15 protein-coding genes are annotated in these 15,114 nt (G+C 67.8%); 5 read left to right on the forward strand and 10 right to left on the reverse strand.

Translation table 11 applies throughout. From position 1 onward, the window contains the following. The first annotated feature begins 66 nt into the window (after positions 1 to 66). Positions 67 to 231, forward strand: coding sequence for a hypothetical protein (locus ACFUTU_RS18125; RefSeq protein WP_377966766.1), 165 nt, complete (start codon positions 67 to 69; stop codon positions 229 to 231). A gap of 234 nt (positions 232 to 465) precedes the next feature. Here the strand turns inward: ACFUTU_RS18125 and ACFUTU_RS18130 are convergent, their stop codons facing one another. Genes ACFUTU_RS18130 through hrcA form a run of 3 tightly spaced genes read right to left on the reverse strand, consistent with a single transcriptional unit; the run spans position 466 to position 3,435 of the window. After that, positions 466 to 1,236 (reverse strand): 16S rRNA (uracil(1498)-N(3))-methyltransferase, encoded by a 771-nt coding sequence (locus ACFUTU_RS18130; RefSeq protein ID WP_377966768.1) that lies wholly within the window; start codon positions 1,234 to 1,236, stop codon positions 466 to 468. A gap of 2 nt (positions 1,237 to 1,238) precedes the next feature. After that, positions 1,239 to 2,363 (reverse strand): molecular chaperone DnaJ, encoded by a 1,125-nt coding sequence (gene dnaJ, locus ACFUTU_RS18135; RefSeq protein ID WP_377966770.1) that lies wholly within the window; start codon positions 2,361 to 2,363, stop codon positions 1,239 to 1,241. Between the two features lie 58 nt (positions 2,364 to 2,421). Further along, on the reverse strand, positions 2,422 to 3,435 hold the full coding sequence (gene hrcA, locus ACFUTU_RS18140; protein ID WP_377966772.1) for a heat-inducible transcriptional repressor HrcA: 1,014 nt from the start codon (positions 3,433 to 3,435) through the stop codon (positions 2,422 to 2,424). A gap of 224 nt (positions 3,436 to 3,659) precedes the next feature. Here hrcA and ACFUTU_RS18145 point away from each other — a divergent pair, with 224 nt between their 5' ends. After that, the gene (locus ACFUTU_RS18145; RefSeq protein ID WP_377966774.1) at positions 3,660 to 4,514 is read left to right on the forward strand and encodes a DUF3097 domain-containing protein; all 855 of its coding nucleotides are present in this window, start codon (positions 3,660 to 3,662) and stop codon (positions 4,512 to 4,514) included. 174 nt (positions 4,515 to 4,688) lie between these two features. Next, positions 4,689 to 5,108, forward strand: a complete 420-nt coding sequence (locus ACFUTU_RS18150; protein ID WP_076802815.1) for a DUF4870 domain-containing protein — start codon at positions 4,689 to 4,691, stop codon at positions 5,106 to 5,108. A 172-nt stretch (positions 5,109 to 5,280) separates the two neighbouring features. On the opposite strand, the gene hemW is transcribed toward ACFUTU_RS18150, so the two are convergent. Next, on the reverse strand, positions 5,281 to 6,510 hold the full coding sequence (gene hemW, locus ACFUTU_RS18155) for a radical SAM family heme chaperone HemW (RefSeq protein WP_377966776.1): 1,230 nt from the start codon (positions 6,508 to 6,510) through the stop codon (positions 5,281 to 5,283). Between the two features lie 36 nt (positions 6,511 to 6,546). Then, the gene (gene lepA, locus ACFUTU_RS18160) at positions 6,547 to 8,403 is read right to left on the reverse strand and encodes a translation elongation factor 4 (RefSeq protein WP_377966778.1); all 1,857 of its coding nucleotides are present in this window, start codon (positions 8,401 to 8,403) and stop codon (positions 6,547 to 6,549) included. A gap of 203 nt (positions 8,404 to 8,606) precedes the next feature. Here lepA and ACFUTU_RS18165 point away from each other — a divergent pair, with 203 nt between their 5' ends. Both ACFUTU_RS18165 and rpsT read left to right on the forward strand, forming a co-directional pair. Then, the gene (locus ACFUTU_RS18165) at positions 8,607 to 9,143 is read left to right on the forward strand and encodes a type II toxin-antitoxin system PemK/MazF family toxin (protein WP_377966780.1); all 537 of its coding nucleotides are present in this window, start codon (positions 8,607 to 8,609) and stop codon (positions 9,141 to 9,143) included. A gap of 185 nt (positions 9,144 to 9,328) precedes the next feature. Further along, positions 9,329 to 9,589: a 30S ribosomal protein S20 gene (rpsT, locus tag ACFUTU_RS18170; RefSeq protein ID WP_018761400.1), complete on the forward strand. Its 261-nt coding sequence runs from the start codon at positions 9,329 to 9,331 to the stop codon at positions 9,587 to 9,589. A gap of 160 nt (positions 9,590 to 9,749) precedes the next feature. Here rpsT and holA read toward each other — a convergent pair whose 3' ends face one another. From holA to ACFUTU_RS18195, 5 genes are all read right to left on the reverse strand, one after another. After that, complete coding sequence (gene holA / locus ACFUTU_RS18175; protein ID WP_377966782.1) at positions 9,750 to 10,763, reverse strand: DNA polymerase III subunit delta; 1,014 nt, start codon at positions 10,761 to 10,763, stop codon at positions 9,750 to 9,752. Then, positions 10,700 to 12,661 carry a ComEC/Rec2 family competence protein gene (locus ACFUTU_RS18180; RefSeq protein WP_377966784.1) on the reverse strand — a complete coding sequence of 654 codons (1,962 nt, stop codon included), beginning with the start codon at positions 12,659 to 12,661 and terminating at the stop codon, positions 10,700 to 10,702. Before ACFUTU_RS18180 ends, holA begins: the two co-directional genes overlap by 64 nt. Position 12,662: 1 nt before the next feature. Next, on the reverse strand, positions 12,663 to 13,412 hold the full coding sequence (locus ACFUTU_RS18185) for a helix-hairpin-helix domain-containing protein (protein WP_377966786.1): 750 nt from the start codon (positions 13,410 to 13,412) through the stop codon (positions 12,663 to 12,665). Between the two features lie 372 nt (positions 13,413 to 13,784). Further along, positions 13,785 to 13,970 carry a hypothetical protein gene (locus tag ACFUTU_RS18190; RefSeq protein WP_307103089.1) on the reverse strand — a complete coding sequence of 62 codons (186 nt, stop codon included), beginning with the start codon at positions 13,968 to 13,970 and terminating at the stop codon, positions 13,785 to 13,787. Between the two features lie 79 nt (positions 13,971 to 14,049). Next, positions 14,050 to 15,072 (reverse strand): DegV family protein, encoded by a 1,023-nt coding sequence (locus ACFUTU_RS18195; protein ID WP_377966789.1) that lies wholly within the window; start codon positions 15,070 to 15,072, stop codon positions 14,050 to 14,052. Positions 15,073 to 15,114: the final 42 nt, after the last annotated feature.

Here is a 15,114-nt window from a genome sequence, read left to right on the forward strand (position 1 = left end):
GCCAAGCCCGATCTGCCCTTGATCGGCGCCGGTCAGAATGGTCGAAGACCGCACCAGGAGGTGAAAGTGGCCGTGACGAACAGCAATTCCGTGGAGGACAAGCGGGCTCCGCTTGCCGGCTTCGAACTGTCCGATTCCGACAGCGGCCCTCCGGCATCCGGGCATCCTGATGCGCCTCCGGCTTCGCTGGCGGGGGCTGCCGATGTGTTTCCGGTCTACCCCTTCATTTGAGAACGGCCTGCATTCGGGCGCACGTTCAACTGTGGTTCCGGTCAATCCAAATGTTGGCGGCCACAGCTGCCTGCCGATGAGGGCCGGCGGCGACTGGGGGGAGATGCCCGGTCTCAAAGGCACTCGACGCCGCCGGCCTGAAACCAGTCAACACCCGGACCGGCCCGTCGCACACGAGTAGTCCCTACGCGATTCTGCGGCCGCTGCGCTACCCGGTTGCGCAGACGGACCCGGCTACCAGCGTCCCAAGACGTCGCTGGCCACAACGACGCCGGCCGGACCCGCCGTCGATGACCGCAGAACGTGCGGTCCCAGCAGCGCCGTGACCGCACCAGCGCTGCACAGCCGGGTGACCTCGCGGGGACTGATGCCCCCTTCGGGGCCCACGATGAGGAGTATTTCGCTGGGGGCCGCCGCCTCCTGGCGCTCCCCCGCCCAGTTCCCGAGGACGCGCCGCAGCGGCGTGACCGCGTCTTCGTGCAGAATCACGGCGAGGCCGGCTTCTGCCACCTGCTTAGCCAGGGCCTGGGTGTCGACGGCGGGACGCACCTCGGGGATCCAGGCCCGCCGTGCCTGTTTGGCCGCCGCCGTCACGGCGGACTGCCATTTGCCGTGGGCTTTGGTGGCCCGGTCGCCCTTCCACCTCACGATCGAACGTTCCGACTGCCACGGGATCACCGCGTCGATGCCGAGTTCGGTGGCGGTTTCAATCGCCAGTTCATCCCGGTCCCCCTTGGCCAGGGCCTGCACCAGGACCAGGCGGACATCCGGCCGCTGCTCGGTGGTGACGGAAGCGCATTCGACCGTCAGTTCGGCGGGGGCTGCTTCCGTCACCGTTCCGGTGATGCGCCGGCCGGCGCCGTCGGCAATGTCAACCTGTTCTCCCACCGCCAGCCGCTTGACGGTGACCGCGTGCCGGGCCTCTGCGCCGTCGAGAACGAACAGGGAACCCGGAACGGCCGTGTCCAGCGCACCGGCCGGGGTGAAGAATACGGGGTTGCTCACCGCTACAGGTTACCGAGGCGGTCCCGCAGCTTGGCGAAGACGCCGCCGCTGGCCGCGAGCTTGCCCTCGGAGAACTGCTCGCCGCGGAGCTTGGCCAGCTGCCGGAGCAGGTCCTCCTGCGCGGGGTCGAGCTTGGACGGCGTTTCCACCTGCAGGTGGACCTTGAGGTCGCCGCGGCCGTAGCCCCGCAGGTGGGTCACGCCGAGCCCGCGGAGGGTGATGATCTCGCCGGACTGGGTTCCCGCCTTGACGTCGATCTCCTGCTTGCCGTCAAAGGTTTCCAGGCTCAGTTCCGTGCCAAGGGCCGCAGCGGTCATGGGAATGTTCAGGGTCGCGTGGAGGTCGTCGCCCTCGCGGACGTAAGTGGAGTCGTTGTTGACCCGGATTTCCACATACAGGTCGCCGGACGGCCCGCCCGCGGGGCCGGCCTCGCCCTGCCCGGAGAGCTGGATCCGCGTGCCGGTGGCCACGCCCGCGGGGACCTTGATGGTCAGGGAGCGGCGGCTGCGGATGCGGCCCTGGCCGCTGCACTCGTTGCAGGGGTCCTTGATGACCGTGCCGAAGCCCTCGCACGAACCACAGGGAGCGGCGGTCATGACCTGGCCCAGGATGGAGCGGACGGCCCGCTGCACCTGGCCGCTGCCGCCGCAGATGTCGCAGCGTTCCGGGTGCGTGCCCGGCTGGCAGCAGGAGCCTTCACAGGTGGGGCAGGTGACGGCCGTGTCCACTTCCAGCTTCTTGTTGACGCCGAAGACGGCGTCGCGCAGGTCGATCCGGACACTGATCAGCGCGTCCTGGCCGCGGCGGACCCGGGAGGCGGGTCCGGAGGTGCCGCCGGCACCGAAGAAGGTGTCGAAAATGTCCTGGAACGCGAAGCCCTGCCCGGCGTAGCCGCCGCCGAAGCCGTTGTCGGTGCCGTTTTCATTGCCGGTGGTGTCGTAGACGCGGCGCTTCTGCGGGTCGGACAGCACCTCGTAGGCGTGGGTTACGGCCTTGAACCGTTCCGCGGCGTCTTCGCCCGGGTTGACGTCCGGGTGAAGCGAGCGGGCCAGCTTGCGGTAGGCCTTTTTGATCTCTTCGCCGGTGGCTTCCGGGGAGACTCCAAGAACGTCGTAGTGGCTGCTCAAAGTTCGTATCTCTTCCTGGTTGTACTGCCTGTGGTCAGAGGATGTGCGGGGCGTGCGGTCACGGTCCCAGGATCCTCGAAAGGTAGCGGGCCACCGCGCGGACGGCGGCCATGGTGGTGGGGTAGTCCATCCGGGTGGGGCCGAGGATGCCCACCTTGGCGCTGGCGTCCGGGCCGTAGCCGGTGGCAACCACGGACGCCTCGGCCAGCCCGTCGTAGGGGTTTTCGCGGCCGATGCTGACGGCCACTCCCCTCGGGTCCTGGGCCATGTCGCTCAGGAGCCGCAGCATCACCACCTGCTCCTCGAGGGCCTCAAGGACTGGGCCGATGCTGAGGGGGAAGTCCACGTTGGACCGCGCGAGGTTGGCCGTTCCGGCCATGACCATGCGGTCTTCCCGGCTGTTGTGCGCGAGGCCTTCCAGCCCCTTGCCGAGCGCAACCGCAGCCGGACGTTCGGCGGGCGTGCAGCCGGCCACGACGGCGGCCAGGTGCTGGGGCAGGATGGCCACCGGTGTTCCCGCGACACCGGTGAGGAACCGGGTGCGCAGGGCGGCGAGAGTGTCGTCCGACAGATCCTGCCCGGCGTCGACGACGCGCTGGTCGACCTTGCCGGAGTCGGCAATCAGCACGATCAGCACCTTGCGCGGCGCCAGCAGCACGAATTCGATGTGCCGCACCACGGCACGGCTCAGGTGGGGGTACTGCACGACGGCGACCTGGTTGGTCAGCTGGGACAGAAGCCGGGCCGTGCGGTCCAGGACGTCGTCGAGGTCCTCTGACCCCTCCAGCAGTGTCTGGATGGCGCGTTTCTCCGCCGGGGAGAGCGGCTTGACCGCCGAGATCTGGTCGACGAACAGCCGGTAGCCCTTGTCGGTGGGAATCCTGCCTGCGCTGGTGTGCGGGGCCGTAATGAGGCCCTCGTCCTCCAACGCCGCCATGTCGTTGCGGATGGTGGCGCTGGAAACGCCAAGGTGGTGCCGCTCCACCAGCGCCTTGGAACCGACGGGCTCGCGGGAATGGACATAGTCCTCCACGATGGCGCGCAGCACCTCAAGCTTCCGTGGTTCGCTCACAGTCCACCTCCTTCTGGCCTTAACCGTGCCGGGCATGATTCCCGCCCGGAAACGCTGTGGTTAGCACTCGACATGCCTAAGTGCTAACAAGTCTAATATGAGTCGCCGCGTTGTTAGCATTGGTACCGCTCCGGGCGAAATTCCGGGCGCCTGTCCCCCGGGGGCATCCCCGCCGCCGGGGCGGCTCCTACCTGTGCAAATTCCTAATGCGAAGCGGTGAACGAATGCAGTACCAGAACTGGGGCCCGCAGGAGATGGCAGCGCCCGCCAGGAAGAGCCTGCCCGAGGTGCCGGTGGAACGTGGCATGGTGCTCGAGGATGCCCAGTCCGGCTGGGTGGGAGCAGTGACCCGGGTGGAAAAGTCCGGCGGCATGCACGTGGTGGCGCTCGAAGACCGCCGCGGCAAGTCCCGGTCCTTCAAGCTTGGCTTCGGATTCCTCCTGGAGGGACAGCCGATCCGCCTGATGCCGCCGGCCCCCAAGGCGAAGCCCGCAGGCGCAGGAACGTCCGCACGAACAGCGTCAGGTTCTGTGCGCGTGGAAGGGCAGCGCGCCCAAGTGGCCAAGGCCAGCCGCATCTGGGTTGAGGGCAAGCACGATGCCGAACTCGTGGAAAAAGTCTGGGGTGACGACCTCCGGGTGGAGGGCATCGTCGTCGAGCCGCTGCACGGCATCGATGACCTGGCGGCGGCGGTGGCTTCCTTCCGCCCCGGTCCCGGCCGCAGGCTGGGCGTCCTGGTGGACCATCTGGTTCCCGACTCCAAGGAATCCAGGATCGCGGACGCGGTGATGGCCTCCCCCGGCGCTGCCGGAAACGTGCTGATCGTGGGCCACCCGTATGTCGACGTCTGGCAGGCGATCCGGCCGTCGGTGCTGGGGATTCCGCAGTGGCCGGTGGTGCCGCGCGGGACGGACTGGAAAACCGGGATTCTCACTGCCTTCGGCTGGCCGCACGAAACCAAAGAGGATATCGGCCTCGGCTGGCAGAAACTCCTCGGCGCCGTCCGCACCTACGCCGATCTCGAGCCCGCCCTGCTGGGCCGGGTCGAAGAGGTCATTGATTTCCTGACCGTCCCCTAGTCCCCACGGCCACGGTTCACGCCGCTACTTTCCGTGGTTTCAGCGTTGAGCCGCGATTACCCCTACGGCCCGGTATCCTTGGTACGGCGTCACCGCACCGCGGCCCCCGGCGCCGCACCGCAGCACCGCAGCACCAAAGCACGATCGCACCAACGCAAGCTAAAGGAAGACACCGTGGCAGAAGACGCTCGCGACCGCAGGGACACACAGTCCGGCCAGGACCTGCCCCAGTACCATGGCGTACCGGCCAACGCGCTTCCGCTGACCGCCAGCGAGGACCGGCAGTGGGCCACCCTGGCGCACTTCGGCGGCATCCTCGGCTGTGTCCCGGCGCTGCTGATCTACCTCATCTTCCGCGACCGCGGCCCCTTCACCGCGCAGGAGTCCAAGGAAGCCCTCAACTTCACCCTGCCGCCGACCATCGCGGCCTTCGTGGCTAATCTCCTCGTGCTGCTTCCCGTCGTCGGAAACCTGTTTGCCGTCCTGGCCACGCTGATCTGGATCGCGCTCACCTGCTTCGCGGTGTCCGCCGGCGTCCACGTCAACAAGGGCCAGCCGCACCGGTACCAGTACAACCTGCGTTGGATTAAGTAGTCCCCACTCGCCCCCTAGCCTCGCAAGCTCGGCCAGGGAACCCTGCGAGCGTGGGCCCAAACCCGCCCCCAACCTTGCAAGCGCTCGGCCAGGGAACCCTGCGAGCGTGGGCCCAAACCCGCCCCCAACCTTGCAAGCGCTCGGCCAGGGAACCCTGCGGGCGTGGGCCCATTTAGTCGGGCAGGATCCTGCGGACCACGGCGTCCGCCAAGAGCCGGCCCTTCAGCGTGAGGACGAGGCGGCCCCTGAAGACCTGCCCGGGAACCACGAGGCCGTCGGCGATCAGTCCGGCCAGGGCCTTCCTTCCGGACGGCGAGAGGGCGGCGGTCTCAAGCCCCGAGGACAGCCGGGCTTCCAGCATGACCTTTTCGACGCTTCGCGTTTCGGCGTCGAGCGTCTCCCGGCCGGCCGCCGGGGAGACGCCTGACCCCAGCCGCCCGGCGTAGGCGGTGGGGTGCTTGACGTTCCACCAGCGCACACCGCCCACATGCGAGTGGGCCCCCGGGCCAATGCCCCACCAGTCGTCCCCGCGCCAGTAGGCGAGGTTGTGGCGGCAAGCCTGGTCCGGCGTCGCGGACCAGTTGCTGACCTCGTACCAGTGCAGGCCGGCGTCGGTGATCATCTTGTCGGCGAGTTCGTACTTGTCGGCGTGGTCGTCGTCGTCGATTCCCGGGACTTCCCCACGGCGGATCTGGGCGGCGAGCTTGGTGCCGTCCTCAACGATCAGCGCGTAGGCGCTGATGTGGTCCGGCTTGTAGGACAGCGCGGTCTCCAGCGAGAAGCGCCAGTCCTCCATTGACTCGCCAGGCGTTCCGTAGATCAGGTCCAGGCTGACTGCCAGGCCGGCGTCGCGGGCCCACTGCACCACGAGCGGCACGCGGCTCGGGGTGTGGGTCCGGTCCAGGACCTTCAGCACGTGCGGCACGGCGGACTGCATGCCGAAGGAGACGCGGGTAAAGCCCGCGTCGGCGAGCAGCTGCAGGGATTCGGGCGTAACCGAGTCCGGATTGGCCTCCGTGGTCACCTCGGCGTTGGGTTCGATCCCCCACCTGTCGATGGCGGCACGGAGGATTCGCGCCAGGTCCCCGGCAGGGAGCAGCGTGGGCGTGCCCCCGCCGAAGAACACAGTGCTCAGCTTCCGGGCCGGCAGCCCCGACTGTTCCAGCACCCCGGCGGCAAAGTCCACTTCAGAGATGGCGGTGGAGGCGTAGGCATCCTTCGACGCGCCGCCGCCGAGCTCGGTGGCGGTATACGTGTTGAAGTCGCAGTAGCCGCAGCGCACCGCACAGAACGGGATGTGCACATAAAGCCCGAAGGCCCGGTCAGCTGCACCCTCCAGCGCCTGCGGCGGCAGCAGGCCGTCCGACGGCGCGGGGTCGCCCAGGGGAAGAACGCTAGGCATGGGCGCGGCCTCCGGAGCTTACGGCCACGGTCATCACTACTTCTTGGCCTTGTCCTTGGAGGAGTCGTCGGTGGTGAGGGCGGCGATGAAGGCTTCCTGGGGCACTTCGACGCGCCCCACCATCTTCATGCGCTTCTTGCCTTCCTTCTGCTTTTCCAGCAGCTTGCGCTTACGGGAGATGTCACCGCCGTAGCACTTGGCCAGAACGTCCTTGCGGATGGCGCGGATGGATTCACGGGCGATGATCCGGGACCCGATGGCGGCCTGGATCGGCACCTCGAACTGCTGCCGCGGAATGAGTTCGCGGAGCTTGCCGGTCATCATCACGCCGTAGGCGTAGGCCTTGTCCTTGTGGGTGATGGCGCTGAAGGCGTCCACCTGTTCGCCCTGGAGCAGGATGTCCACCTTGACCAGGTCGGCGACCTGTTCGCCGTCGGCCTTCCAGTCCAGTGAGGCGTAGCCGCGCGTCTTGGACTTAAGCAGGTCGAAGAAGTCAAAGACGATCTCGGCCAGCGGGATCCAGTAGCGGAGTTCCACGCGGTCCTCGGAGAGGTAGTCCATGCCCCGCATCTGGCCGCGGCGGCCCTGGCAGAGTTCCATGATGGCGCCCACGAATTCGTTGGGGGCCAGGATGGTGGCGGCCACCATGGGCTCCTGGACCTCCTTGATCTTGCCCGCGGGGAACTCGCTGGGGTTGGTCACGGTGACGTGGCTCTTGTCCTCCAGCGTCACCTCGTAAACCACGTTCGGCGCGGTGGAGATCAGGTCCAGGTTGAACTCGCGCTCGAGCCGCTCACGGACGATTTCAAGGTGCAGCAGGCCGAGGAAGCCCACGCGGAAGCCGAAGCCGAGTGCGGCGGAGGTTTCCGGCTCGTAGATCAGGGCAGCGTCGTTGAGCTTGAGCTTGTCCAGAGCGTCGCGGAGCACCGGGTAGTCGGTGCCGTCCAGGGGGTAGAGACCGGAGAACACCATGGGCTTGGGGTCCTCGTAGCCGCCCAGCGATTCGGCGGCGGGCTTGGCCAGGTTGGTGACGGTGTCGCCCACCTTGGACTGCCGGACGTCCTTCACGCCGGTGATGAGGTACCCCACCTCACCGACACCGAGGCCCTTGGAGGGGGTGGGCTCCGGGGCGCTGACGCCGATTTCCAGGAGCTCGTGGCTCGCCTTGGTGGACATCATCTGGATGCGCTCGCGCGGGTGGAGCATGCCGTCCACCACACGGACGTAGGTGACCACGCCGCGGTAGGTGTCATACACGGAGTCGAAGATCATGGCCCGGGCGGGAGCCTCGGGGTCACCGACAGGTGCGGGGAGATCGCGCACGATCTTGTCCAGCAGGGCCTCGACGCCCACGCCGGTCTTGCCCGATACCAGCAGGACGTCCTCGGGGTCGCCGCCGATCAGGCCCGCGAGTTCGGCCGCGTACTTCTCCGGCTGGGCTGCGGGCAGGTCGATCTTGTTGAGGACCGGGATGATGGTGAGGTCGTTTTCCATCGCCAGGTACAGGTTGGCGAGCGTCTGGGCCTCGATGCCCTGCGCAGCGTCGACCAGCAGAATGGCGCCCTCACAGGCGGCGAGCGAACGGGACACCTCATAGGTGAAGTCCACGTGGCCCGGGGTGTCGATCATGTTCAGGGCGTAGCTCACACCGTCGAGCTCCCAGGGCATGCGCACGGCCTGGGACTTGATGGTGATGCCGCGTTCGCGCTCGATGTCCATGCGGTCCAGGTACTGGGCCTTCATGTCGCGCTGCTGCACGACGCCGGTGAACTGCAGCATGCGGTCGGCCAGGGTGGACTTACCGTGGTCAATGTGCGCGATGATGCAGAAATTCCGAATAATGGCCGGATCTGTCGCGGCGGGCACCGGGGCGGTGCGGGCCATGGGAGACACGCAGGGTCCTTACTGTTGGCATTTCCGCGGCGTTGTTCAGGCTGAACTCTGGCCATCCTGCTGCCGGCCGCATATCTGAACCTCTAGTCTCCCACGTCCGGGGCGATGACAGTACATTTTGCCCGGGCACCCCGGGACGGCCGCTTTTGTCCGGCGGCTTTGGGTTGGGCAGCTGTGAAGGCGGCGCAGGTAGGGTGGCCGGCATGGCTTTGAACTTCTCCTCCATCAGCGGCGCCGTCCGCGCAGCGCTCCGCTTCCTGGGCGTGCCGGGACAGCCGGCCCGCAAGCCTGTCCGGGGCAGGTCCGGCAGCCCGACGCGGCCCGCCGGCGGGGTCACCGGGAGGTACCCGGGTGACTTCACCGGCACGGCGACGCTGCGGTACTCCCCCTCCCCCGACGGCCGCCCGGACCCCGGCGAGATCGTGTGGACGTGGGTTCCCTTCGAAGAGGACCACTCACGCGGCAAGGACCGCCCGGTCCTGCTGGTCGGCAGCCACGGGAGGTATCTGCTGGGCCTGATGCTGACCAGCAAGGACCACGACGGGCACCCGCGCGCCCGGTTCAGCCATGTGGATGTCGGCACCGGACCGTGGGACAGAAAGGGCCGCCCCAGCGAGGTGAAGCTGGACCGCGTCCTGCAGATCCACCCGGCCGACATCAGGCGCGAGGGATCTGTGCTGGACGGGAAGACGTTTAGGCTGGTGGCGGACGAGTTGCGGCGCCTGCGCGGCTGGAAATGATGACGGCGCGCCGTCCCCGGCCTGAATGGCCACAAACGGCTCCGACCTGCTAATATTTTTAGCTGTGTGTCCGTGCAGGTCGACGGTCACTGATGGCTGGCCGCCATAGGTATCCCCACGCCGCTCAGTCAAGGCCAGCTTGAAAGCCCTCTAGACCATTTCCGCATTACAAAGAGAGTTCACACGTGGCAAATATCAAGTCCCAGAAGAAGCGCATCCTGACCAACGAGAAGGCTCGTCTGCGCAACAACGCAGTCAAGTCCGAGCTGAAGACGGCCATCCGCGCCGTCAACACCGCCGTTGAGTCCGCTGACAAGGAAGCTGCTACTACTGCGCTCGTTTCTGCCAGCCGTAAGCTGGACAAGGCTGTCAGCAAGGGTGTTCTGCACAAGAACAACGCTGCAAACCGCAAGTCGGCGATCTCCAAGAAGGTCAACGCACTCTAAGGTTTTCCAGTTCATCTGAACTGATGCTTGTGGCCGGCACCATTGGTGCCGGCCACTTCTCTTTTAACTTACGACGGCGGACCCGCCGTGGGCGGGCACACAAACGTACTTCATGGCACAGCGGCGGGCCCGGCAGCGAGCCAGCGTCCAGCCGCCCGGGCTAACGGCCGCGGGCGGCGGACGCGATGACGGTCACTGCGTGCTCGACGGCGTAAACAGGGTCACGGGAAAGGCCCTTGACCTGCGCGTCGGCCTCCGCCGTGACCTGGATGGAGCGGGCCAGGCCTTCCGGCGTCCACCTGCGGACGTCCCGCTGCGCCTGTTCCACGAGCCACGGCTGCATGCCCAGTTGTTTGGCGATTTGCGCCGACGAACCTTTGGCGCCGGCCACCTTTGCCACAGTCCGCAGCTTGGCCGCCAACGCCGCGACCAGTGGCACGGGATCGGCGCCCGTGGCCAGCGCATGCCGGAGGGTGGACAGGGCGAGGGAACCGTTCCCGGCCATGGCGGCGTCGGCCACCTTAAAAGCCGTCGCCTCGATCCTTCCGCCGTAGTACCGGTCAACCATGTCGGCGTCGACGGCGGTCGAGGCGTCGGCCACCAGCTGGCTGCAGGCCGCCGCGAGTTCCGACAGGTTGGCGCCCACCGCGTTGACGAGTGACTGAACTGCATCGGGCGTGATCCGCCGGCCCGCGGCCTTGAACTCAGCGGTCACGAAGGCGGTCTTCTCCGCATCCTTCTTCAGCGGCTGGCAGTCAACGGTCGGCCAGCCGCCGGCCTTCACGGCGTCGATGAGCTTTTTGCCACGGGTTCCGCCACCGTGCCGCAGCACGAGGACAGCGTCCTGCTCCACCTGCTTGAGATAGGTCAGCCCGTCTGCCAGGAAGGCATCGTTCATCGCTTCGAGGCCGTCCACCTCGATCAGCTTGCTCTCGCCGAACAGCGAGGGGCTGACGTTCATGGCCAGCGCCCCGGCCTCATAGGTGCCGGCACTTAACCGGGTGACTTCCACGTCGGGAGCTGCGGCGCGTACCTGTTGGCGGACGCGGTCCATCGCCCGGATGCCGAGGTACTCCTCGGGGCCCGTGATCAGGACGACCGCCGCAGGGGTCACGTCCCGCCAGGACGCCGAATTTGCTGCGGGCGTCTTCGGTCGTTGCTGGGCAGCGGCCACTGGTGATTCCTCCCGGAGTTCAGATTGCAGACTCTAAGTCTCCCACGGCCCCCGGGTCCGGCGCGGCGGAGCCGGCGCTCCGGCAGCAGGTCAAGGGCGCGAACTGTGCGGGCGTGGGCTTCAAGGACGAGTTTGATGCTCCTGCCAGGATGGACGCCCAGCCACAGCACGAGCATCGTGAGCACGGAGAACAGCAGCATGGTCAGCAGGCCGAACACTCCCTCCGGCCAGGGCGGTGCGGCGCCTGGAAGCCCGGCCGTGAAGCGTGCGACGGAAGCCACGGCCCCGGCAAAGAAGCCGGCGACACCTATCAGCACGGCCGCCAGCCACGGGAGGAGGGGCAGGATGGCTACGGCAGCGGTACCGAGGATGGTGACAGGGGCTACGAGAGGGGCCACCAGCACGTTGGCCAGCAACGAATACGTGGCAAACTGCGGCTGCAGCAGCACGATGACAGGCCCGCACAGCACCTGGGCCGACAGCGGAACAGCGACAGCGGCAGCCGCCCAGCGCGGCACTTTCGATGGAAACCAGCCCATGATCCCGCGTCCCAGCACAATGATGCCCAGCGTGGCCAGGACTGAAAGCAGGAACCCGAAGCTCACCCCCAGCCCGGGTTCCACCAGCAGCAGGGCAATCACGGCGAGGCAGAGGAAGCTCAGGCCCCTGCCGGCCCGGCCGCCAGCCAGGGATGCCACGGCAACCGCGCCCATCAGCGAGGCCCGGAGCACGCTGGCATCGGGTCCCACCATGAGCACGAACAAACCAAGGCCCGCCAGGGCCGCCGCCGCGGCCGGGATCCTCCCCAGGCGCAGGGAACGTGCCACCAGCAGCAGGGCACCAAGAATGAGGCTGCAGTTTGCCCCGGACACGGCGGTGAGGTGCGTCAGGCCCACGGTTTTCATGGCCGTTTCCAATGCCTCGTTCAATCCGCCGGTGTCGCCGGTGACCATGCCGGGAAGCAGGCCACGGGCATCGGGGGGAAGCCAGGCCGAGGCGGAGGCAAACCGCTTCCCCAGGGCAGCCGGGGCCCGCTGCCAATCCTGCGCTGCTGCCAGCCGGACTGGAGGCGATGACGCAGTCAGCATCGCCGACTCCACCCTGCCTGCATCCGCGGGCCGGAGCTTTCCGGTGACCCGGATCAGCTGGCCGGTGCCGGCATCTTGCCACTCCAGCCCGCCGATGATGACCACCGGCAGGCGCGCCCGCGCCACGCGGCCTCCCGACGTCAGCGACCGGAGCACCGCCGTCACCGCCCAGCGTTCGGCTCGGCCGGACGGGCCCGGCGTCTTCAGGACACGCGGCGGCCCCGTCAACTCAGCCTCCGCCACGACCGGTGCCCGCCCCGCTATCAGCCCCGCCAGGTGTTCGTCCGAACGCTGCGCCGATGACACTGCCGAATGTGCGGTCGATGCTGCGGCAAGCATGAGTGCCGCGGTCAGCGTAGCCAGGAACGACCGCCGCCAGTAGCCACCTGCTCTCTTCCTTCGCAGGACCATGGCCAGCAGCACCGCGGCGGAAGCCGCAAGTCCGCTCCAGACAAGCAGAAGCAGATCCGGCGTCAGCCGGGGCCCCGCGACGGTGGCTGCCCAGACCAGCAGTGTGGCAGGGGCAAGCCGGAGGTCCGTCCGGCGGCGGTTCTGTTCGCCTCCAGCCGTGGCCTGTTCCTCGGGCAGCAAACGACGGCGGAGGTCGGCATGAATCTTATGGCCGACCGTTCTCGCGGGCCCGGGACGGGACCGGGGGTGCGGGGCGATCGACGGGGCAGGGGCGGGGTGGCCCGATGAAGAATCAACCCGACCAAAGTCACTAGCCGGCGGATCGGCCCGCGGGTAGTCCACGGCCGCCTGGACATAGCGGTGCCACCGGCTGGGTGCTCGTCCGTTCCTGCCGTCCATGTCAGATGGTCACCAAGGGCAGCAGCGTTTCCAGCATTTTGGGGCCGACGCCATCAACTGCGTCCAGTTCCTCCGGCGATTTAAAGGGGCCCTGCTGCGTGCGCCAATCGACGATTCTCTGTGCCAGCACCGGGCCAACCTTCGGCAACCCGGCGAGCTGCTCGGCGGTGGCCGTGTTGAGGTTGATTTTGGCTCCCGAGCCGCCGCCCGCTGCCCCGGACTCAGTGCCGCTTCCAGCGCCGGACGTGCCACCCGAAGTGCTGCCCGGTCCAGAGCCGTCTGCCGGTGCCGGTCCAGCTGCTGACGGCCCGGCCGGCGACTCAGCCGGCACCGCCTCCCCGCGGCGCGGCACGTAAATCTTCTGGCCGTCTTCCAAAGCAGAGGCGAGGTTAAGGCGATCAAGGTCGGCCTCCGGGCTGGCACCTCCAGCCGCGTTGATGCCGTCATGTACGCGGCTTCCACGCGGAAGCCGGACCACTCCGGTTTTCTTCACCGCCCCGGCAATGTGCACCACGACGTCCCGATCCGACCCGCTGCCCAGGCTGCCACCGGGCCGGCCGTCATTGTCCGGGCCAGCACTCCCCTGGTCAGTCTGGCTGCCGGCGGATGCTCCGGCCTGGTCCTGGGTTGCTGGACTAAGCGGCATGACAACAGGGCCGTTGGCAGCGACCTGCCACCAGAGCAAGGCCCCGGCAATCAGCGAAAAAACACCCACCAGCACCGCCGCACGGATACCCAGGCGCCACCGCAAGCGTGGTTCCGCCGCTTCGCTCGAGGGCGTTGACCCGCCCGAACCTGCCTGCCTGCCGTAAACAAAGCCACCCGGAGTCCCCGGCTCCAGCAACCCCGCGGCACCGCTGCCCGCGCGCCGACCGGATGTTTCGTCCCCGTCAGGGTGGCCGGACGTGGCGGGCGGCCCGAGTGAGGCCGCCAGTCTCCTGGCCGCCCGCGTCCCCGCGGTACTTCCCCGGGCGGACGAAGTCCCCCGATCAGATTCGCGCCCTTCGCCAACGCGCGGCGGAGTGCTGGCTGCGGCTCCAGCGGTCCGGCGTGACATATCCACCACGCTAGGAAACTGGCGGTCCCCCTGACAGTCCCGTCATGCTCTATGTGGATAGCGCCGCTAGCGCTGGTAGGTGATGTAGGCCTCGTACTGCACCCGCCACTTCTCCGGCTCCTTGGGGTCGGGAATCGTGGTGGTGAGGAACTGCACGCTCGTGACCTGGCCTTTGAGGTATTTCAGCCATTTGGTGACTTCGTCAGCCACGTCCCGGTCCAGCTGTGCGACGTGATGGACTTGCATGGACATGGGGGCCTCCTTGTTCGGTGGGGAGACTGTACTACCAGAGGCCGGGCGCTGGTAGTACGTCAACAGTGGAGGCCCTGGCTCAGCCGCCGGCCTCCGCGTTCCCGGCGGCGAGGCAACCGGCAACCGATGAACTGCTCTCCCCCACGATCACGGCAAGGACACCGAGCCCGGCGTGCGCGGCCAGCACGGCGGGCAGCGAGCTGATCTGGGCCGGAGGACAGGCCGGAAGCTTCGTGGCCAGCCGGGCTGCGAGCAGCTCGGCCTCGGACCGGTTGCCGAAGTGGTGGATGGCCAGCCGGGCCTCCCCCAACGGTCGGCCCGCGGCCTCGGCCACCACGATCTCCTCCAGCCGGGCAACGGCTTTCGCTGCGGACCGCACCTTTTCCAGCGGAACGATCTTGCCGTCGTCGACCGCCAAAATCGGCTTGATGGACAGCATGGCTCCCACCAGGGAAGCGGCGGCGCCTATGCGTCCGCCCCGCCGCAGCTGTTCCAGGCTGGGCACATAAAAAAAGACCCTGCTGCGGGCAGCGCGTTCCTCGGCCAGCCGGCGCACCTCGCCGGCGTTGCGGCCGTCCGCTGCCGCCACTACCGCACTCTGGACAGCGAGCCCTTGAGCCATCCCCACCGTTCGGGTGTCCAGCACCTCAACGGGGATCTTGACCCGTTCTGCGGCGAGCCGGGCGGCATCGGCCGTGCCGGAAAGACCGCCGGAGATGTGGATGGAAACCACAGACTCGAAACCCTGCCGCTCGGCCGCCAGGTAGGCCTGCTCAAACTGTCCCGGCGAGGGACGGGATGTCTTGACGGGAGTAGCAGCAGCAAGGGCCAGCGCTATGGTCCCGCTGATGTCGTCCTCACCCTCGCCGAAGATCTCCTCGCCGACCATGACCGGCATGGGGATGACGGCCAGCCGGCCGTTGATGGAGAAGGCCCGGACCCAGTCGGCGGGCAGTGCGGCAGCAGAATCCGTCACCACGGCAGTACGCACGACGACGGCGGGTTCCCCGGTGGGCGGGCCCTGTCCCGGCCTGGTGGCCTGGCGGAGGCGGACCAGGTGCTCCTTCAGCCACAGCCAGGCTGCCGGCTCACGGTCGATCACGGCACACCTCCCGCAGTCTGTCTCTTTTAAACATGTTTGAGT

Source organism: Arthrobacter sp. NPDC057388, assembly GCF_042668165.1.
In the GTDB taxonomy this organism is placed as follows: domain Bacteria; phylum Actinomycetota; class Actinomycetes; order Actinomycetales; family Micrococcaceae; genus Arthrobacter.